This is a genomic window from Campylobacter sp. (assembly GCF_052169515.1).
Lineage (GTDB): Bacteria > Campylobacterota > Campylobacteria > Campylobacterales > Campylobacteraceae > Campylobacter_A.
Genome location: NZ_JBQNCH010000013.1, coordinates 48,126 through 66,781 on the forward strand (window position 1 = coordinate 48,126; position 18,656 = coordinate 66,781).

Genomic DNA, 18,656 nt, shown 5'->3' on the forward strand with positions numbered 1-18,656 from the left:
TTGAGATACTTTTTAGCTTTTTTTGTAGCGATATTTATCTGTGGGTGTGGCTATAAACCAGTATCAAAGATCACACATGATCTAGTTGGCGATAAAATTTACGTTGATGTGATTATCAGTAAAGAAGAGCCAAAAAATAGTGTTTGGATAAAGGATGCTGTAAAAGAGGGTATGGTCGCAAGGCTAAATAAAAATCTATCAAGTAAAGAGAGTGCTGATACTTCGATAATTATTTCGGTAAAAGATTTAAATTACGAAGCAATAATTTATGATGAGTTTGGTTATATCACCTCATATAAAGCATTTTTAAAACTAAACTATAAGACAAGATTTAAAGATGGTACTGTGGTTGATATTCCAGCTACTGGCGAATATGACTTTAGTGTCGCAAGACGTCAAAAAAGCGTAAGATACGCAGATAGTGTCATTAGCGATACTCAAAAATACGAAGCTATCAAAGAGGCGTCAAAAGAGGCCTTTGATGAGTATATCGCAAATTTAGCGGTAAAAGGATATAGAAATGGCAGCAGTAACCGTTAGTCAAATAGTCAAGGAAGCCTTAAATGAGATCAAGGATCGCCATTTGATGCTAACGCCTGAGAATTATACTGAGGTCTATAATGAAATTTCTAAAAAATATGGCTTTACAACAGAAGAGAGCAAAAAGATAGAAAAATATATCTCAAGACTTGGTGATGAATATAAAAATCAAGCCATAAGCCTTCATATAAAGACGGTTGATGAGTTTGTTGCTTTTATAACTGCTAGGCTATCTAGGGGCGCTCAGCAAGGGATGGGTCTTGCGACTGATGATAAAAAGCTAAAATCACTAAACGCATTTGCTAGAAGAATTCTCCAAGCTATCTCAATGCTTCACAATAAAGATGCAAAAACCTTAGCAGAGCAAAGTATGCAACTGCTTGCTAGAAGATATGATGAGAAAAATCTTGACGATATTTGTTTGAAATGGTTTGACTTTATAAGCTCGTACGATACTGAGTTTTTGGAGTTTTTAAAATATTATGGCGTAAGAGATTTTGATGATCTAAAAACCATGAGTTCTGAGCTTGAGAAATTTCTTACACAAAAAGATGAAAATAGTGAAGAATATGCTTTGGCTGAGCTTTTAAATTTTGCACTTGAGCCTTCTATTACAAGAGAGCTTGCTGAAGAATTAAGCTCGATAAGAGGCATTTTAAAGCAAAATCCTAAAAGCCTAAATAGTAAAGAATTTCAAGAAAAAGTAAAAGCATTTGTTGATCGTAGAATCGAAGAAGATAGAACAGAAATAATTGAAAAAGTTGGTTCGCTAAATAATATCTTACAAAATATAAGCGAGAGAATTTCTGATATTGCAGCTAGTTCACAAAGTAGTTCAGATAAAGTAAAAAGTATTAAAAATGATCTTAAAAATGTAAATTTAAACACAAACAGTATCGATCAAGTAAGAAGTATGCTTATTGAGATCGCTAGCGCTTTGGAGATCGAGAGTAAAGAGCTTGGCATAGAGATGCACAATAGGCAAGTTACTATTTCAGAGCTCCAAAATAGAGTGATCAGTCTTGAAAAAGAGCTTGAGGAAGCTAAGCTTGAGAGTAAAGAGGACTTTTTGACAAAAGTATCTACTAAGCGTGCTTTGATGAATGAGATTCAACGAATCGAAGAAGCATATAAACGCTATGGTACCGATTATTCTATCTGCTTTGTTGATATTGATTATTTCAAAAAAATAAACGATACTTATGGTCATGAGGCTGGAGATGTTATACTCTCGGCAGTAGCTCAAGTGCTTAAGAAAAATGCTAGAAAGGTTGATTTTGTTGGTAGATATGGCGGTGAAGAATTTGTAATCTTGCTTCCAAGTACTGGCTTAAAAGATAGCGTTAAATTTGGAGATAAGCTAAGAAGTATGATAGAAAATTTTAAATTTATCTATAAAAATGAGCGCATTAAGGTTACTATTAGTTCTGGAATAGCGACAAGAAGTGCAAATTTAAGTGAGACAATGACGCTTGAGGCTGCTGATAAGATGCTTTATCTCTCAAAAGAAAATGGCAGAAATCAAGTAATGCCAAAGATAATCGAGGATAAATGAATCTATCTAAATTTCTTGACGGCAAGCCACTTTACTATAAAGAGATCGATTATGGCAGGATTATTAGAGCGTATGCGACTATAAAAGAACATATAAAGCCATTCAAGATTATTCATATAATAGGCACAAACGGTAAAGGTAGCACTGGACGCTTTTTGGCTCAAATTTTGAGTCAAAATGGTGCAAAAGTAGGGCATTACACAAGTCCGCATATATTTAAATTTAACGAGCGATTTTGGCTAAATGGTGAGGTCGCTAGTGATGAAATTTTAGAAGCAGCTCACGAGCGCTTGCAAGGACTTCTAAGCGATGAATACAAGATAAAAACGAGCTATTTTGAGTATATGACATTGCTTTCAGCTGTGCTTTTTGAGGGTTGCGACTACTTTGTCTGCGAAGCTGGTATGGGTGGTGTGCTTGATGCGACAAATGTTTTTGAAAAAGAGTTAAGCATTTTTACGCCTATTGGGCTCGATCACACGGCAGTTCTTGGAAATAGCTTAGAAGAAATTTCACGCACGAAGTTTGAGGCTATGGGTACAAGAGCTATTTTAAATGACGAAATGAACGAGATAAGTATCGCTATCGCAAAAGAAATTTCAAGCGAGAAAAAAGCAGTTTTAAGCTTTCCAAGAGAAATCTTAACTGCTGAAAATTTAGATGAGATAGCAAGGTACGCTGACAAATATAACTTGCCGGAATTTTTACGCTCAAATTTAACTCTAGCCTACGCTGCTGCTAAAATTTTAGATAACAAAATAGACATAAAAAAGCTTGGTGCTCTCACGCTTCGAGGCAGATGTGAAAAGATTGCTTCAAATTTATACGTAGATGTTGGTCACAACGAGCTTGGCGCAAAGGCTGTGGCAAATAAATTTAGCTCAAAAGAGTTTGGCGGTAAAAAGCTAACTTTAGTCTATAACTCATTTTTAGATAAAGATTTTAAAGCTGTTTTGACAGCACTTAAGCCAGTTATTAATGATGTTTTACTCTATCACTACCACTGCGATGGCAGGGAGCTTGGCGGAGAACTTATTAATAAAGCTCTAAACGAGCTTGAAATTTCACATAAAGAGTTTGAATCAAGCGATATGAACGAGATAAAAGAGGCAAAAAACGGCAAAATTTATCTAGCTTTTGGCTCATTTCACTTGGCTGAAGCCTTTTTAAAAGAGTATTATGCAAGCAAAGGTTTATGAGTATCTTTTAGCAAATTCTCCACAAATTCTCATCTGCGAAGATGAGAAGGAGGCAGCTCTTTGTGCTGATGCGGCTAGTTTTACTGGTTTTAGTGCCTTTAAGTTGCCTGATTTTAGAGCCAAAAAGGGCGATGATTTAAGAAGCTTTAATGAAGAGCTTTTTGAAATTTCATCGGTTCTTAGCAAGTACTATAAATTTGATGGCAAAAAGATTATCATTAGTCCATTTAGCACGCTTTTAAACCCACTTCCAACGCAAAAAAATTTAGAGAGCTCCACGGTTAAGTTAAAAGATAATATAAACTTAAACGAATTTGCCGACCTGCTCATACGCTTTGGCTATGAGTGTGTAGATATCGTTGAGAGCGTTGGTGAGTTTAGCGTCCGTGGCGAAGTGATCGACATTTACGGTGTAAACATGGACGATCCTGTTAGGATTTTGCTTTTTGGTGATGAGATTGAGAGCATAAGAAACTACAATACCGCCACACAGATAAGTGACAAAACTGAACTAAGCGAGGCCGAGATCGTGCCGTTTATCGCAAATTTGAGCAAAGATGAGTTTGAAAAGGTCAGCCAAAAGATCGAGGATATGCAAAGTGATGCCTTGGTGAGCGACCTAAATTCGCTTGGATTTTGGGCGATCGATAGCTTTAGTGACTATCTAAAAGAGTTTGATTCAAGGCTTGTTAAAAAGATCGATTTTGAAATTTATGACGCAGCAGAGGATAAATTTAAGGGTATTGAAATTTTGCCTGAGCCAAAGGTTTATAAAGACATCGAGGTCACTCTAAATTTTGACTTTTTTGAGTTAAATAAGAGCAAAAGCATAACTGTTCTTTCAAGAAATGAGGGGCTTTTTAAAGGTTATGAGCTTGATAGCTTTACAAATGTAAAGCTTGAAATTTCGCCGCTTGTGGTAAATATAACTTCAAGTGACAAGATAGTCGTTTCACTAAATAAATTTGAGAAAAAAAGACGAGTTAAACGCTCAAGTCTCGTGGTAGACGAGCTAAAAGTAAATGATTACGTCGTGCATGAAGACTATGGTATAGGTAAATTTCTAGGACTTGAAAAGATCAAAGTTTTGGGTGCTACGAAGGAATTTGTGGTCATTGCTTATCAAAATGACGACAAGCTTCTTTTGCCAGTAGAGCATCTAAATCTAATAGACCGCTACATCGCACAAAATGGCTCTATGGCGGTGCTGGACCGCTTAGGCAAGGCAAATTTTGCCAAGATAAAAGAAAAGGTTAGAGAAAAACTCTTTGCGATCGCTTCAAAGATCGTAGCAATGGCGGCAAAAAGAGAGCTCGTGGCTGGTAAAATTTTGCAAAAAGAAGACATCTCTTATCTAAATTTTGTCCAAGACGCTGGCTTTTCATATACGAGTGATCAGCAAAAAGCGGTAAATGATATAAGGGATGAGCTAAAAAGTGGAAAGGTGATGGATAGGCTGCTTAGCGGAGACGTTGGCTTTGGTAAGACTGAAGTTGCGATGAATGCTATATTTACCTGCATAAAATCAGGCTTTAGCGCCTTCTTCTTTGTGCCAACAACGCTTCTTAGCTCGCAGCACTACAAGACGCTAAGCCAAAGATTTAGCAAATTTGGCATAAAGGTCTTTAGGCTGGATCGCTTCTCAAGTGCCAAAGAGAAGTCGAGCTTGCAAAAAGCACTAAAAGAAAATGAGCCGATAGTTTGCGTGGGAACGCATGCGCTTCTTGGTGTAAAGGCTGAGAATTTAGGGCTTATAGTGGTTGATGAAGAGCATAAATTTGGCGTTAAGCAAAAAGAGCAGTTAAAAGAAATTTCTCAAAATTCACACATCTTAAGTATGAGTGCCACGCCGATACCAAGAAGCCTAAATATGGCGCTTAGCAAGATAAAAACATATAGTATTTTAGCCACTCCGCCAAGCTCAAGGCTGGATGTTAGAACAAGCGTGAGAGAGTGGGACGAAAAGGTCGTCAAAGAGGCGATCATGCGTGAGCTAAGACGTGGTGGGCAGACTTTTTACATTCACAATCACATCGCAGACATTGAGCAGACAGCAAATGATCTAAGAAAAATTTTGCCAAAGCTTAGGATCTTGATACTGCATTCAAAGGTAAATGCGAAAGTTACTGAAGATGAGATGATGAAATTTGAGCGGGGCGAGTATGACTTGTTGCTTTGCACCAGTATCGTTGAAAGTGGCATTCATTTGCCAAATGCAAACACCATAATCGTAGAAAATGCCAATAAATTTGGTATGGCTGACCTACACCAGCTGCGTGGACGAGTTGGCAGAAGCGACAAGCAGGCCTACTGCTACTTTTTGGTGGAAGACAAAAACGCCATTAGCAAAGACGCTCTAAAACGTCTTGTTGCACTTGAAGGCAACTCATTTTTGGGCGCTGGCTCGGTGTTAGCCTATCACGACCTTGAGATAAGGGGAGGTGGTAACATCATAGGCGAGGCACAAAGCGGCCACATCGAGGCTATCGGCTATTCGCTATATCTAAAAATGCTAGAAGATGAGATCAACAAGCTACTAAATCAAGACTCCGCAAAGCTTGACAAGATCGATCTAAAGCTTAGCGTAAGCGCCTTTTTAAATCAAGAATTTATAAGAGAAGATAGGCTCAGGCTTGAAATTTACAGGCGTCTTAGCAAGTGCAAAGAAGTGGGCGAGGTCTATGAGATACAAAGTGAGCTTGAGGATAGATTTGGCAAGATAGATACGTTTACAAAGCAGTTTTTAGACGTCATTATCATCAAAATTTTAGCTCTAAAAGCCGGCATAAAAACGATCTCAAACAGCGAACAAAACATACTAATAACAAAAAATGATGATGAAAAGATCAGGCTAAAGTCACGTAGCAAGGATGATGACGATGTATTGGCTGAAATTCTGGTCTATCTAAGAAAGGATAAGAAGTGATAGATTGGGGCGTAAAGTATGCAGCGATTTACAGAAATACAAAAGGCATGCTAAAACCAGTTGATGATATTGATTTTGTTGATATCGACTCACTTTATGGGCTGGAGAAACAAAAAGAAATTTTACTAAAAAATACTCTAAATTTTATAGAAGACAAGGATGCGAACCACGTGCTTCTTTGGGGTGAGAGAGGATGTGGCAAGTCAAGTCTTGTAAGGGCTGTTTTTACTAAATTTTATAAAGCCGGACTTCGCATAATCGAGCTTGGATGTGAAGATCTAAAATACCTTGGCGACATCATCGACGAGATTAGAAAAAGTGAGTTTAAATTTATCATTTTTTGCGATGATCTAAGCTTTGAAAATGGCAGCAATGAGTATAAATTTCTAAAACCTATAATGGACGGCTCTATCCAAAAACCACCTAAAAACGTGCTTTTATATGCCACGTCAAATCGTCGCCATCTAATAAGTGAGTTTAAAAGCGAAAATGAAAACTCACAGTTAGTGGACGGCGAAATACATTACAGTGACGCAGCTCAGGAGAAAATTTCTCTTTCAGACCGCTTTGGTCTTTGGATTAGTTTTTATCAGGGTAACTACGATGAGTACCTAAAAATGGTTGATTTTTACTTTAAAGAGTACTCTGGAGATAGGGAAATACTTCACGGTCTTGCTAAAAATTTCGCCACTCTTAGAGCTAGCAGGAGCGGCAGGACGGCAAAGCAGTTTTATCTCACATTTAAAGAAAATTTCAAATGACATCAACCGATCTATTTTTAACCTTATTTAATCACAAAAGCAGAAATTTGGATGAGCTAAAATGGCCAGGTGATGGCACTTTTGAGGTTATTTTGGGAGCTATCTTGGTGCAAAATACGAATTGGAAAAACGTAGAAAAAGCACTAAATAACCTAAAAAATGCTGGCAAAGATAGTCTAGACGCTATTTGTGCACTTGAAAACAGCGAGCTTGCCACGCTCATAAAGCCAAGTGGCTTTTATAACACAAAGGCCAAACGGCTAAAAACGCTTTGTCTAGCCATAAAAAACGAGTTTGGCGATTTTGAAAATTTTAAAGAAAATGCCAGTCGCGAGTGGCTAATAAACGTAAAAGGTGTTGGGGCTGAGACTTGTGATGCGATACTGGCATACGCTTGCGGTAGGCCGTATATGGTCGTTGATGCTTATGCGCTTAGGATAATGGCGTATTTTGACTATAATTTCGAGTGCTACGACGAGGCAGCCGAGTGGCTTAGCTCGCTTGATTATGATGAAATTTATAAATTTCTTGATAGCTCAAAATTTGATGAAGTTGAAATTTTAAAGCTCTATCATGCTCTTGTTTTGGAGTTCTGCAAAGAAAATTTCAAAGGCAAATTTCTAAGCGAAGACGGGCAAAAAGTACTCAATAGTATTAAAAATTGAAATTTTTATATTAAATTTGGCATAAATTAGGACTTTTTATGTTTTATTTTAAATTCTGTGCTAAATTTACTTAAAATTTATTTTAGGAGAGTTAATGATCTACGATAATATCCTTAAAACAATTGGTAATACGCCTATTGTAAAGATAAAAACAGGTGCTGATGAGGCTGAAATTTATGTAAAGCTAGAGTTTTTTAATCCAGGTGGTTCTGTAAAAGATAGGATCGCATTTAATATGATAAGCAAAATGCTAGCTGATGGCACACTAAAAGAGGGCGATACTATCGTTGAGCCAACAAGTGGAAATACTGGCATTGGTATAGCTATGTGCGGTGCTGCGCTTGGCTTTAAAGTGATACTTTGTATGCCTGAGAGCATGAGTATTGAAAGGCGCAAGATCGTGGCTGCTTATGGCGCTCAGCTTGAGCTAACCCCTGCAGCTGGTGGCATGAAAGCAGCGATCGCAAGAGCTACCGAGCTAGCAGCCCAGCCAAATCACGTAATGCTAAGTCAGTTTGAAAACAAATACAATCCACAAGCTCATGAGCTAACAACAGCAGCTGAAATTGTTGCTGATTTTAGCAAGCTAGATGCCTTTGTAGCAGGCGTTGGTACAGGTGGTACGATAAGCGGTGTAGCAAAAGTTTTAAAAGCAAAAGGCTATGATACTAAGATAATTGCAGTTGAGCCTGAAGCTTCTCCAGTTTTAAGCGGTGGTAACCCTGGTCCACATAAAATTCAAGGCATCGGAGCGGGATTTTTACCAAATACAATGGATATAAGCTTGGTTGATGATATAGAAAAAGTAAGTAATGACGATGCATTAAATGCAGCTAGAGCCATTGTAAAGAGTGATGGTTTTATGCTTGGTATAAGCGGAGGTGCATCTTACGTGGCTGCAAAAAGAGTAGCTAAAAGGCTTGGCGCTGGTAAAAAAGTACTTTTCATAGCTCCAGACAATGGCGAGAGATATCTAAGTACAGAGCTTTACGGAGCATAAAATATGTGGGAGAGTCTAAAAGAGCTAGTTCAAACCGTCCGCGAAAAAGATCCGTCAGTTCATAATTGTTGCTTTTTGGCAATACTTATAAACACGCCAGGTATTCATGCGGTATTATTTCACAAAATTTCTCATTTTTTATATAAAAAAGAGCGGTTTTTTCTAGCTAGACTCATCTCGCAAATCGCAAGATTTTTAACGGGTATCGAGATCCACCCTGGGGCAAAGATTGGAAGAAGATTTTTTATAGATCACGGCATGGGTGTGGTTATCGGAGAGACGGCTGAGATCGGTGATGATGTGATGATGTATCATCAAGTGACACTTGGCGGCACTGGAAAAGAGTGTGGTAAACGACATCCAACTGTAAAAAATGGTGTTACTATTGCTGCTGGCTCAAAGATACTAGGTGCCATAACAATTGGTGAAAATGCCAAGATCGGAGCAAACTCAGTTGTGCTAAAAAATGTTCCTGCAAATGCAACTGTTGTTGGCATACCAGCAAGGGTTGTCCGAGTGAACGGCACAAAATTTGAGCCAGAATTTATTATCTAGTTTTAGAATTTAAATAAATTTATTTTTGCTCTTTATGTTTTAAAATTTGAGCATAAATTTCATCTTTTAGTTTTAATTTTTCTTTCTTTAAACTATCAAGCTCTGATGGTTTTGCTAAATTCTCATCTATTTTTTTATTTAGCTCGTCGTGTTTTTTACAAAGAGCGGCAAAACGAGCATCAACTTTCTTTAAGTCGTTTATAAGGTATGTATATTCATGTAGCATACTTAGCTCCTATAAAATTTGAGAAATTTTATCAAAATTTTGTAAATGCATGGATATGCAGAATTTGGATTATAAGCTATTGTTTGAATTTGAGTACAAAAGAGCAAATGATATAAATTTGCTTATACATATTTAAATTCTTCGGGCTTATGCTTGCTTTTTACGACACGTTTGGTTAAGCGTATCCCATCGACAGTACCGATAACTAAAAGCTTTGATCCTGTTCCTACTAGTGTATCGCCATTTGGCATTGGTACAAAATTATTATTTATGTCCCTAATGCCAACTATATCGGCATTTGTTATGTTTCGTAGATGAGTCTCTTTTAGTCTTTTAAACCTTATCCAAGAGTAGTCAGGCACAAGAATTTCTTCTATGTCAATTGGAGAGCTTTTTGTGTATAAAAACTGCTCTAACAAATTTTCCATATCTGGTCTTGCGCTCATGGCGCTTAGGCGTTGTGCGACCAGACGAGATGGGCTTACTACGTTATCTGCGCCTAATTTTTTTAGTCTTTGGGTGTCGTCTTCTGTCTCTGCGTTTGTAATAATATGATAAGGTTTTTTACGGTCTATTTCTTTCTCATAAAGTCTAACAGATGCGATAAGAGCAATGTTGTCAGCAATATTTGAGCTAAGAGCGATAAGGCCTTTTGCGCTTGATAGATGTGTTTTTAAAAAGGCAATTTGTGTGTGTGGTTGAGCTTTTATAAAGTATGGATACTTATAAATTTGAGCTAGCTCTGCGATATCTTCTCTATCATCAACTACTACAAAAGGTATATGGTTTTCACGAAACTGGGCGCTAAGTTCAATTGTGTATAGGTTGTGATAACAAATAACAAAGTGATTTTTTAGTCTTGCAATCTTATAAAGCATGCGTCGTTCCTTTAAAATACTAATTAATGTGCCTCTTTTTAAAACTTCTACCACAATACCAATCGATAGTGTAAAAATAATAAAACCAATAAGGATAAATGTAATGGTAAAAATTCGTCCCCTTGGGGTTATTGGAGCAACTTCAGTAAAACCAACAGTGGTAAAAGTCATACCAGCTTGGTAAAAAGCATCTATTAGCGAGAAATTGTCTATAAAGACATAACCTAATGTTCCAAAAAGTAGTAGCAATACAACTGAAATTAGTGGAAATCTAAAAGGCTTTAATTGTTCGTAAAGTTCTGTATCTAGGCTTATTTCTGGTTTTGTAGAGTTTGACCAGTTGAGGAATTTTAAAAGTCTTGAGAGAAAAGACATAAATTCCTCTTCATTTTACATTCTTAGTTTGATTGTTTTTTCATTGTTCTTAGCGTAGAAGCAGCAACTTTTATTTTTCTAGTAGTGCCATCTTCTAATGTTACGCGGATCGTTCTAAGATTTGGCAAAAATCTTCTTTTGGTTTTATTGTTAGCGTGGCTCACATTGTTGCCTACCATTGGTCCTTTGCCAGTTATCGCACATCTTTTTGACATTTTTTTTCCTTATAAACAAAAATTTCTGCTGATTCTATCTAAAATAAACAAAAGCGATGCTTAAATAGTTTCTTTTTTTAAAATAATCAGTTGTTTTTTAAGTAATCTAGATAAAATAACGTTTCTGTCCATAGTTATAAACAGTAAAATATTTAAATTTTTAAGTGATTCAAGATGCTTAGTAAAGAATTGATAGAAAAAAATGTCGATTTTGTTTTGCAGATGCCAAGTCTTTTTAAAAAGATCGAACATTCTTTGTCGGTCAATAATTTGGTTGAAGCGGTTAACATTTTAGAAAATATAACACCATTTAAAACATATTTTAATTCTATTTTGAAACGTGCCAAATTTGATATTCCTTATGATGGTAGCGACATAATGGTAGCAGCAAATATGCTGGGTATAGATATTTTTAGAGCGATAGTGCTTTCTTATTTTATTTTTTTAAAATCTCCAAAAATTTACAAGATATTTAATTTAAAAATTGTTGATTTAATAGAGCTTAATGCTAAAATTTTATCTGATTGGCTAAAGATATTAGATGCTTTTGAAGAAAGAAATTGTAACTATTTATTGCTTGCTCCATATTCATTAGCATGTCTTATAGTCTGTGAGAATTTATTTTCAAGATATCCATCTTCTATGTCTGAGATTATTTTATATTCTGATGTAAGTTATAATAAAATTTTGAAAAAAAGATATGATTTTAATATTTGGGATATTATTTTTAAGGCAATGAAAATGGATGAACAAGCATTAAGCAAAATTGATAAAAAAATGTTTTATTGTTTTGAAATTTTACTTTCTTATGAGGCTAGCAGGCCTGAATTTTATGAATTTGGGATCGATAAAATTTTAGATATCAGCACATATCCAGATATGCAAACCATTATATTTATTAAAAAAGCTTTGCAAAAATGAAGTTAACTTTTAACGGCTCAATTGCCATCCTAAGGCCTTTTGGCTTTTTAGACACAGATAATGTTCCATTGAAACTAAGTGAAAAATATATAAACAAAATTTCTTCACGCGAAGTTAGTGCTATACTCTTATCACTAAAAAATGTTACTTTTTTCAGTCCTCTTTGGCTTGGTAAAACAATTGAAAAATTAAGTGACGAAGCACAAAAACTTGGTATAACGTTTGCGATTTGTGATTACAATGAAATTTTTTATGAGTTAATGACAAAAACAGTTAAAAATATTTCAAATATTTCGTTATTTGAGAGTGAACAAATCGCAAGCTTGTTTTTAAACAAATTTTTAAACGATACAAATTCCAAGATATTTATCTATAACCAAACCGAACAATACAAGCATTATTTAGCTGATTATCTAAAAGATCGCTCATATGATGTAGTTGAAGCTATAGATGCAAATGAGTTTAATAGAAAAAAGAGCTCGTATGATCGTGTGGTTTCGCAGCTCAATCATGTGAGACTAAAACCAAAGCACATAGACACTTTTATAAGAGATGGCGTTGCTGTTTATGCTGTAAAAAGTTTCATGGACTCGGATTTTATTGAAAATTTTGATCTATCCGCTCATGATATCATGCTAAAAATCGGATATAAATTTTTTATTTTATGGGTAAATATTTCGTGCGCTTTAAATATAAGAGGCGCAAAATTTATAGTTGAACTTGCAAATATTAGTCAAAAAAATGGTGCGTTTATTGCACTTTGTGGTGTAAATGAGGCAAATTTATCTAGTGAGTTGGTGACGTATCTTAAAAATGCAAATATCTTTATCTATAAAAATTTAAATGACTTTTATGAAGATGACTCTATCCTTTATCTTAAAAAAAGAGATTTTGATGCAGAGCCAGTAAACATCAACAAAACCGTTGCTCAAATTTCATCTTATGTGACACAAATCGTGAGCAAAATCATCTCACCATTAGTGGAAGAAGAAATTTTATGTGTTGATACTAAAGTTAGTGCGCTTGATGTAGAAGATGAGTGTGAGTATTTGCGTATTTGTGTTCAGTATTATGGCGATATTTATGCAAGAGTATTATTTGGCGTCAGAAAATCAAAATTAGATCAAATTTGCTCTATTTTTATGCCTGAGAATAATGACTCAAGTGATTATTTAAGCGGATATTCTCAAATTTTTAGTATCATTACAAATAAATTTTTGACTCATCTTTGGCAAAAAGGTATAAAAGTAAAAGTTAGCTTGCCTAAAATTTTATCCGATGATGTTTTTTTCGATCACAATAGTATAGGTATTATGAATAGGCTAGATGCAAAAGATGACGAAATTGGCTTTATATTTGTAACCAAGTAAGGAGAAAAAATGTACGTTGCACCTAGTATTTTATCGGCTGATTTTGGAAATTTGGCAGCTGAGATAAGAGCTATTTGTGAGGCTGGGTGTGATCTGGTGCATGTTGATGTGATGGATGGGCATTTTGTGCCAAATTTAACCATCGGACCAGTTGTGGTAAATGCCGTTGCAAAAGCAGCCACAAAGCCGCTTGATATACATTTAATGGTTGAGAATAACTCATTTTTTGCCGACCTTTTCTTACCGCTAAAGCCAAAATTTCTAACCTTTCACATCGAAGAAGAGAAGCACCCAATGAGGCTTATCGATCACATCAGAAAAAATGACGTTAGCCCTGGCATCGTGCTAAATCCACACACGCCAGTTAGTGCGATTGAGCATATCATTGATGAAGTCAATATCGTGCTTTTGATGAGTGTAAATCCTGGCTTTGGCGGTCAGAAATTTATGCCAGTTGTGCTTGAAAAAACAAGGGCGCTAAGAGAGCTAATAGAGCGTAAAAACGCCAAGTGCCTCATTGAAGTGGACGGCGGCGTAAACGGACTAAATGCACCTGATCTTGAAGAGGCTGGAGCCGATATCTTGGTGGCTGGCAACTACATATTCTCATCAAATTCTTACGAACAAGCCATCCGCGCCATAAAGCTTGAGTTTTGAAACCAAAAAAACAGCGTTTAGAAAATAGCATAGAAATTTTAGCTAGGCAAAATTTAAGCTATCATGAGTTTATTTTAAGATTTGGCGATATCGAGGAAATTTCATCTATCATTGACGTGCGCGACCTTGATATGTGGCGAACTCTTGGGCTTGACATCACTAGAAACGAAGAGAATGAGATCGAGCTTGGCACGAGATTTAGAGATATTGGCGAGCAGGAATTTTGCGTGGTTGATATCGAAACGACTGGCGGTACGACGAGCGGACAGATCATCGAAATAGGCGCAATCAAAATGAAAAATGGCGTTGAGGTAGGGCGTTTTGAAAGCTTTATTGCAGCTCCTGTGGTGCCTGAAAATATCACCGAGCTAACCGGTATAAAGGCGAGTGATCTAGTTGGCGCGCCAAATTTGCTAAACGTACTTGAGCGGTTCAAAATTTTTCTTGGAACTAGCGTCTTTATCGCGCACAACGTAAATTTTGACTATGGCTTTATCTCTCATAGCCTAAATGAGATCGGCCTTGGTATGTTGCTAAATAGAAAGCTTTGTACCATCGATCTTAGTCGCCGCACTATCGCTTCGCAAAAATACGGCCTTGGCTCGCTAAAAGAGCTTCTTGGTATAAACAATATCCACCACAGAGCCCTAAATGACGCAATAGCTGCAGCTGAAATTTTCAAAGTCTGCCTCACGCGCCTACCTTTTAGTATCCAAACGACAGAGGATCTCATAAGTTTTAGCAAAACAGCCCCAAGCGTGAAGTTAAAACCTGAACCAGTTTTGTGTGCGAATTAGCGATAAAAAATATTCACAATCAATATAAAATTACCAATTTTAATCATTAGCTTTTATGCAATCTCTGGCTTTTAAAGGTTTATGGGTAGTTTTGCTAAATTTTACGTTTTTATAAAATTTGCGGCGATCTTACAAAAAGGAGACAAATGAGCCAGAAAAATCCTATTTCAAATTTCATCCCAGCTGACGATGAGGTGCTTGCTTTTTTGTCAAATTTTAGTGAGAAGTGGCGCACGAGCAGTGATGGAGCGGAGTTTATAGAGCAAAATTTTACCTTTATTGGCTCAAAGCCAGTTTTGAGAAATTTAAAGTGTTATAAAACGGCTGAATATAAAAATTTTGCCGACATTAAAAAATTTCTCAGCTCAGATCCAAGCATCAAAAGTAAAATTTTAAGCGGCGAGATAAGCTACATCGGCGACAATCTAACCAGTGCGGAGGTTAAATTTACACCTGAGTATTTTTACGATTTTTTAAAATTTGTAGTTGAGAATATCCCAGAGCATCACTATTTTTGTAACCCTAAGATAGGCTGGATATTGTTCATTGCGATGGAGGGATATGTGGAATTTGGTGTTTTGTACTAACAAACTTATTGAATTATTTTTGAGTAGTCGCCCTAAATTTGTCCACGAAGATAAAAATACAAAAGCAATTTCTGCTCGTAAAAATTATCAAAATTAGCAAAAAGTTAGGATAGCATGCCAATGAAGCCTTCTGCTAGCAAAATTTAATCATTTTTTTTATATAATCCCTATTTTTCACAAAGGCAAAAAGATGGATAGAAAATCGTGGAGTTCAAAGCTCACATACATTTTAGCCGTTGCAGGAGCTACGGTCGGTTTTGGCGCGACGTGGCGTTTCCCGTATCTAGTCGGGCAAAACGGCGGCGGAGCCTACGTGCTCGTGTTTTGTATCGCGATGATCGTGATCGGCATACCTATGATTTTGGCTGAAAACGCGATCGGCAGACGCCTAAAATGCAACGCCGTGGACGCATTCGGCGGTAAAAATATCAGCCCAGCGTGGAAAATCGTTGGCTGGATGGGCTTGCTTGGCGCATTTGGTATTATGGCCTACTATATGGTTATCGGCGGCTGGGTGCTAAACTACATCGCGCAGATCGCATTTGGCATGCTTGATCTCTCGCAGGTGCTTAGTTTCGAGGCTACCAGTGCGTTTTACGAACAAAATATCGTGAGCGATCCGCTGGCTATCAGCTTTGCGACGCTCGTGTTCGTGCTCGTAAACTACGCAATCTTGGTGCAGGGCGCGGTCGGCGGTATCGAGCGCTCGGCGAAGTATCTCATGCCGCTGCTTTTTGTGCTCATGATCGTGATGATCGTAAAAAACTTGACGCTTGAAGGCGCGATGGAAGGGGTTAAATTTTACCTCACTCCTGATTTTTCAAAGATAAATATCAAGCTTTTTGTCGAGGTTTTAGGACAGGTATTTTTCGCGCTTTCGCTTGGTTTTGGCGTGATGATCACGCTTTCAAGCTTTGTTAAAAAAGACGAAGGGCTAGTAAAAATCTCGATCATCACAGGCATTCTAAACACCCTCATCGCCGTGCTTGCGGGCTTTATGATATTCCCGTCGCTCTTTAGCTACGGCGTCTCGCCTGATAGCGGCCCAAGCCTCGTGTTTAAGAGCTTGCCGATAGTTTTTTCGCATATGCCTTTTGGCGGATTTTTCGCGGTGGCATTTTTTGCGCTACTGATGATCGCCGCGCTCACTACCTCGCTACCGATCTACGAGGTTATCATCACTACGCTTCAGGAAAAATTTAAAATAAAACGCAAAAGCGCGATTTTTTTGGTGCTAGGCACGATATTTATCTTTGGAAATTTACCGTCCTTGATGGCTACGAATTTGCTCGCGGACATTAAAATTTTCGGTAAAAATATCTTTGACGCATACGACGCCATCAGCGCTACGATATTTTTCGTGCTGACCTCGCTAGGATGCGCGATATTTGTGGGCTGGGTGCTAAAAGACGAAGCCAAACGCGAGATAATGCAGGGCAGCGAAAAATACGCAAAACTCGTAAATATCTGGTTTTGGTATATCAAATTCGTCGTGCCGTTTATCATTTTGGTGCTTTTTATCAGCTCGTTTTACGATAACTTTTTAAAGTAAATTTGATGGCAAATCTCGTAAATTTAGCTAACGGAGATCGCCTAAATTTGCGCGTGCAGGGTCAAATTTTGATCAGCGAGAGCATCAAAAACGGCAAAAGTAGGCAGACGCAAAAGGAGTTTGCAAGCGCGTACGAGGCGCAAAAAGCCTGCGTGAAAAAGGAGTGGGAGAGCCTAAAAAAAGGCTACGTCCTGCAAAACAGCGACGCCAAAGCGGGCGAGGCGATTTTGCAAGTCTACATCGGCGGCGGATACACGGGCGCGCTAGCCTTTGCGGGTGCAGAAGGCGAGCTTTTCGTCTATAAATGCGGCGGCTACAAAGAGGGCGGCACGCTAGATGATTTTCTCATCAGGCTAGACGCGATCGGCGCCGTAAAGCAGCAGATCGTCCTGCCAAAGCCGCTTGCGTGGCAGGCTGAGCGCGCGGGCAAAATTTTGCTTTTGGATCTGGATCATTTTATCTTTAAATTTGACCCGGCAAGCGGCGAATTTAGCGATCTCTCTCAATGGTTGAGCTTTAAAAATAGCAAAGAATTTACGAGCTTCGTTTGCGCTGCGAAAGATACGGCGGCGTTTGCGATGTTTGGTCAAATTTTTACTTTGCGAGGCGGCGAGATTTCGCCTCTGGTCGAGTATAAATCCGAAATGAAAAACTACACGCCGATCCTTTGCGCCGCGCTCGGCGCTGATGGCACGCGGCTCGCGCTTTGCTGCAAGCAAAACGAGATCAAAATTTTAAACACTCTAAATGGCGAAATTTTAAATGAATTCAGAAGCAACTTCGGGGTTTTTGATAAAATTTGCTTTTTAGCTGATGGCTCGCTACTGGGCAAGGAACGCTACACTAGCAAGCTAGTTTGCCTTGATACCGCAAGCGGCGAGCGGCTAAATCCCGCTTGGCTGCGAGGCGAATGCGCCCAGGCGGACGAGTTTTGTGTTAGCGCGGACGGTTTTCGGCTGGCGTTAATAAACTACGACAAAGCCCGCGTCATCGATCTAAAAAGCGGAAATTTGCGTATTAGCTTTGAGCTCTCGCACGTTGTGAAGCGCTGCGAGGCGAAATTTGAGCGCATAAATGGCGAGGAATTTTTGGCCGTGCGCACCGACTACGGTTGCTTTAGTCTTTATAAAATTTAAGGAAAAATATGTTTTATTTTTTGCTTGGTATTTACTTTTTTTACGTTGCCGCAAAGGCGATTTTGGCGATATTGCAGACAAACTTTATCCGCTCGGAGGCTAAAAAGCCCGCCGTCGTGCTAGAGCAGGGCGAGTACGAATCAGCCGCCGCGGCAGCGATAACGAATCAAAAATTTGAGATAGCGAGCCTGTTGTATCACGCCGCGATATTTGTGATGTGGGCGTGCTGGGGGCTTGGCGAGCTGTATAAGAGCGCCTATAAAACGGGAGAACTGCGAGATCATATCATCTTTGTGATGAGCTTTATGATCATCTCGTCGCTACTGGAGCTACCGCTAAATATTTACGAAACCTTCGTCAAAGACAAAAGGCTCGGCTTTTCAAACGTCACGCCTAAAATTTTTGTGCTTGATCTAGCTAAAACTCTCACGCTAACGTTGGTGTTTGGTACGCTGTTTGTATGGCTGGTACTGCTTTGTATTGGATTTTTGGGAGATTTTTGGTGGTTTTGGGCATTTTTGCTTAGCTTCTCGGTCGCGCTCGTGATAAATCTCATCTACCCGACGCTAATCGCGCCTATCTTTAATAAAATGCAGCCGCTAGAGGACGGCGAGTTAAAAAGCCGTATAGAAGGGCTTTTGACGCAGTGCGGCTTTAAAAGTAGCGGCGTTTTTACGATAGATGCCAGCAAGCGCGATAACCGCTTAAACGCCTATTTTGGCGGCCTTGGCGCGACTAAGC

18 protein-coding genes and 1 pseudogene are annotated in these 18,656 nt (G+C 38.2%); 16 read left to right on the forward strand and 3 right to left on the reverse strand.

Features of this window, described 5'->3' with window-relative positions:
• The 8 genes from lptE (at position 1) to epsC (ending at position 9,201) form a co-directional block, all read left to right on the forward strand.
• Positions 1–540 (forward strand): LPS assembly lipoprotein LptE, encoded by a 540-nt coding sequence (gene lptE / locus ACTTKV_RS06115; protein WP_442549727.1) that lies wholly within the window; start codon positions 1–3, stop codon positions 538–540.
• The gene (locus tag ACTTKV_RS06120; protein ID WP_442549728.1) at positions 521–2,095 is read left to right on the forward strand and encodes a GGDEF domain-containing protein; all 1,575 of its coding nucleotides are present in this window, start codon (positions 521–523) and stop codon (positions 2,093–2,095) included. The genes lptE and ACTTKV_RS06120 overlap by 20 nt, the downstream gene beginning before the upstream one ends.
• Entirely contained in the window at positions 2,092–3,294 is a 1,203-nt protein-coding gene (locus tag ACTTKV_RS06125) for a Mur ligase family protein (protein ID WP_442549729.1), read from the forward strand. The genes ACTTKV_RS06120 and ACTTKV_RS06125 overlap by 4 nt, the downstream gene beginning before the upstream one ends.
• A complete protein-coding gene (mfd, locus tag ACTTKV_RS06130; RefSeq protein WP_442549730.1) occupies positions 3,275–6,220 on the forward strand; it encodes a transcription-repair coupling factor in 2,946 nt (981 codons plus the stop codon). The genes ACTTKV_RS06125 and mfd overlap by 20 nt, the downstream gene beginning before the upstream one ends.
• A complete protein-coding gene (locus ACTTKV_RS06135) occupies positions 6,217–6,981 on the forward strand; it encodes an ATP-binding protein (RefSeq protein WP_442549731.1) in 765 nt (254 codons plus the stop codon). Before mfd ends, ACTTKV_RS06135 begins: the two co-directional genes overlap by 4 nt.
• On the forward strand, positions 6,978–7,646 hold the full coding sequence (locus ACTTKV_RS06140) for an endonuclease III domain-containing protein (protein WP_442549732.1): 669 nt from the start codon (positions 6,978–6,980) through the stop codon (positions 7,644–7,646). Before ACTTKV_RS06135 ends, ACTTKV_RS06140 begins: the two co-directional genes overlap by 4 nt.
• Before the next feature lie 94 nt (positions 7,647–7,740).
• Positions 7,741–8,646, forward strand: a complete 906-nt coding sequence (gene cysK, locus ACTTKV_RS06145; RefSeq protein WP_442549733.1) for a cysteine synthase A — start codon at positions 7,741–7,743, stop codon at positions 8,644–8,646.
• A 3-nt stretch (positions 8,647–8,649) separates the two neighbouring features.
• Positions 8,650–9,201, forward strand: a complete 552-nt coding sequence (gene epsC / locus ACTTKV_RS06150) for a serine O-acetyltransferase EpsC (protein WP_442549734.1) — start codon at positions 8,650–8,652, stop codon at positions 9,199–9,201.
• Between the two features lie 19 nt (positions 9,202–9,220).
• Here the strand turns inward: epsC and ACTTKV_RS06155 are convergent, their stop codons facing one another.
• From ACTTKV_RS06155 to rpmB, 3 genes are all read right to left on the reverse strand, one after another.
• Positions 9,221–9,427: a DUF465 domain-containing protein gene (locus ACTTKV_RS06155; RefSeq protein ID WP_442549735.1), complete on the reverse strand. Its 207-nt coding sequence runs from the start codon at positions 9,425–9,427 to the stop codon at positions 9,221–9,223.
• 122 nt (positions 9,428–9,549) lie between these two features.
• Positions 9,550–10,680 (reverse strand): potassium channel family protein, encoded by a 1,131-nt coding sequence (locus tag ACTTKV_RS06160; protein ID WP_442549736.1) that lies wholly within the window; start codon positions 10,678–10,680, stop codon positions 9,550–9,552.
• A gap of 23 nt (positions 10,681–10,703) precedes the next feature.
• Complete coding sequence (rpmB, locus tag ACTTKV_RS06165; protein WP_103598779.1) at positions 10,704–10,895, reverse strand: 50S ribosomal protein L28; 192 nt, start codon at positions 10,893–10,895, stop codon at positions 10,704–10,706.
• 174 nt (positions 10,896–11,069) lie between these two features.
• Between rpmB and ACTTKV_RS06170 the strand changes: the two genes are divergently transcribed.
• The 8 genes and pseudogenes from ACTTKV_RS06170 to ACTTKV_RS06205 all read left to right on the forward strand — a co-directional run.
• On the forward strand, positions 11,070–11,816 hold the full coding sequence (locus ACTTKV_RS06170) for a hypothetical protein (RefSeq protein WP_442549737.1): 747 nt from the start codon (positions 11,070–11,072) through the stop codon (positions 11,814–11,816).
• Positions 11,813–13,186, forward strand: coding sequence for a hypothetical protein (locus tag ACTTKV_RS06175; protein ID WP_442549738.1), 1,374 nt, complete (start codon positions 11,813–11,815; stop codon positions 13,184–13,186). The genes ACTTKV_RS06170 and ACTTKV_RS06175 overlap by 4 nt, the downstream gene beginning before the upstream one ends.
• Before the next feature lie 9 nt (positions 13,187–13,195).
• Positions 13,196–13,843 carry a ribulose-phosphate 3-epimerase gene (rpe, locus tag ACTTKV_RS06180; RefSeq protein WP_442549739.1) on the forward strand — a complete coding sequence of 216 codons (648 nt, stop codon included), beginning with the start codon at positions 13,196–13,198 and terminating at the stop codon, positions 13,841–13,843.
• A complete protein-coding gene (locus ACTTKV_RS06185) occupies positions 13,840–14,640 on the forward strand; it encodes a 3'-5' exonuclease (RefSeq protein WP_442549740.1) in 801 nt (266 codons plus the stop codon). Before rpe ends, ACTTKV_RS06185 begins: the two co-directional genes overlap by 4 nt.
• 146 nt (positions 14,641–14,786) lie before the next feature.
• A complete protein-coding gene (locus tag ACTTKV_RS06190) occupies positions 14,787–15,227 on the forward strand; it encodes a hypothetical protein (RefSeq protein ID WP_442549741.1) in 441 nt (146 codons plus the stop codon).
• 190 nt (positions 15,228–15,417) lie between these two features.
• On the forward strand, positions 15,418–16,779 hold the full coding sequence (locus tag ACTTKV_RS06195; protein WP_442549742.1) for a sodium-dependent transporter: 1,362 nt from the start codon (positions 15,418–15,420) through the stop codon (positions 16,777–16,779).
• Positions 16,780–16,784: 5 nt separating this feature from the next.
• Positions 16,785–17,915, forward strand: a complete 1,131-nt coding sequence (locus tag ACTTKV_RS06200; protein ID WP_442549743.1) for a hypothetical protein — start codon at positions 16,785–16,787, stop codon at positions 17,913–17,915.
• Positions 17,916–17,923: 8 nt separating this feature from the next.
• Positions 17,924–18,656: pseudogene (locus ACTTKV_RS06205) on the forward strand (M48 family metallopeptidase); the annotation flags it as partial.

What these genes read in the sequence shown, in the direction of transcription:
- ACTTKV_RS06120 (WP_442549728.1), top strand. Translation starts at nt 521, where the DNA reads ATGGCAGCAGTAACCGTTAGTCAAATAGTCAAGGAAGCCTTAAATGAG.
- ACTTKV_RS06125 (WP_442549729.1), top strand. Translation starts at nt 2,092, where the DNA reads ATGAATCTATCTAAATTTCTTGACGGCAAGCCACTTTACTATAAAGAG.
- mfd (WP_442549730.1), top strand. Translation starts at nt 3,275, where the DNA reads ATGCAAGCAAAGGTTTATGAGTATCTTTTAGCAAATTCTCCACAAATT.
- ACTTKV_RS06140 (WP_442549732.1), top strand. Translation starts at nt 6,978, where the DNA reads ATGACATCAACCGATCTATTTTTAACCTTATTTAATCACAAAAGCAGA.
- cysK (WP_442549733.1), top strand. Translation starts at nt 7,741, where the DNA reads ATGATCTACGATAATATCCTTAAAACAATTGGTAATACGCCTATTGTA.
- epsC (WP_442549734.1), top strand. Translation starts at nt 8,650, where the DNA reads ATGTGGGAGAGTCTAAAAGAGCTAGTTCAAACCGTCCGCGAAAAAGAT.
- ACTTKV_RS06155 (WP_442549735.1), bottom strand. Translation starts at nt 9,427, where the DNA reads ATGCTACATGAATATACATACCTTATAAACGACTTAAAGAAAGTTGAT.
- ACTTKV_RS06160 (WP_442549736.1), bottom strand. Translation starts at nt 10,680, where the DNA reads ATGTCTTTTCTCTCAAGACTTTTAAAATTCCTCAACTGGTCAAACTCT.
- rpmB (WP_103598779.1), bottom strand. Translation starts at nt 10,895, where the DNA reads ATGTCAAAAAGATGTGCGATAACTGGCAAAGGACCAATGGTAGGCAAC.
- ACTTKV_RS06170 (WP_442549737.1), top strand. Translation starts at nt 11,070, where the DNA reads ATGCTTAGTAAAGAATTGATAGAAAAAAATGTCGATTTTGTTTTGCAG.
- ACTTKV_RS06175 (WP_442549738.1), top strand. Translation starts at nt 11,813, where the DNA reads ATGAAGTTAACTTTTAACGGCTCAATTGCCATCCTAAGGCCTTTTGGC.
- rpe (WP_442549739.1), top strand. Translation starts at nt 13,196, where the DNA reads ATGTACGTTGCACCTAGTATTTTATCGGCTGATTTTGGAAATTTGGCA.
- ACTTKV_RS06190 (WP_442549741.1), top strand. Translation starts at nt 14,787, where the DNA reads ATGAGCCAGAAAAATCCTATTTCAAATTTCATCCCAGCTGACGATGAG.
- ACTTKV_RS06195 (WP_442549742.1), top strand. Translation starts at nt 15,418, where the DNA reads ATGGATAGAAAATCGTGGAGTTCAAAGCTCACATACATTTTAGCCGTT.
- ACTTKV_RS06200 (WP_442549743.1), top strand. Translation starts at nt 16,785, where the DNA reads ATGGCAAATCTCGTAAATTTAGCTAACGGAGATCGCCTAAATTTGCGC.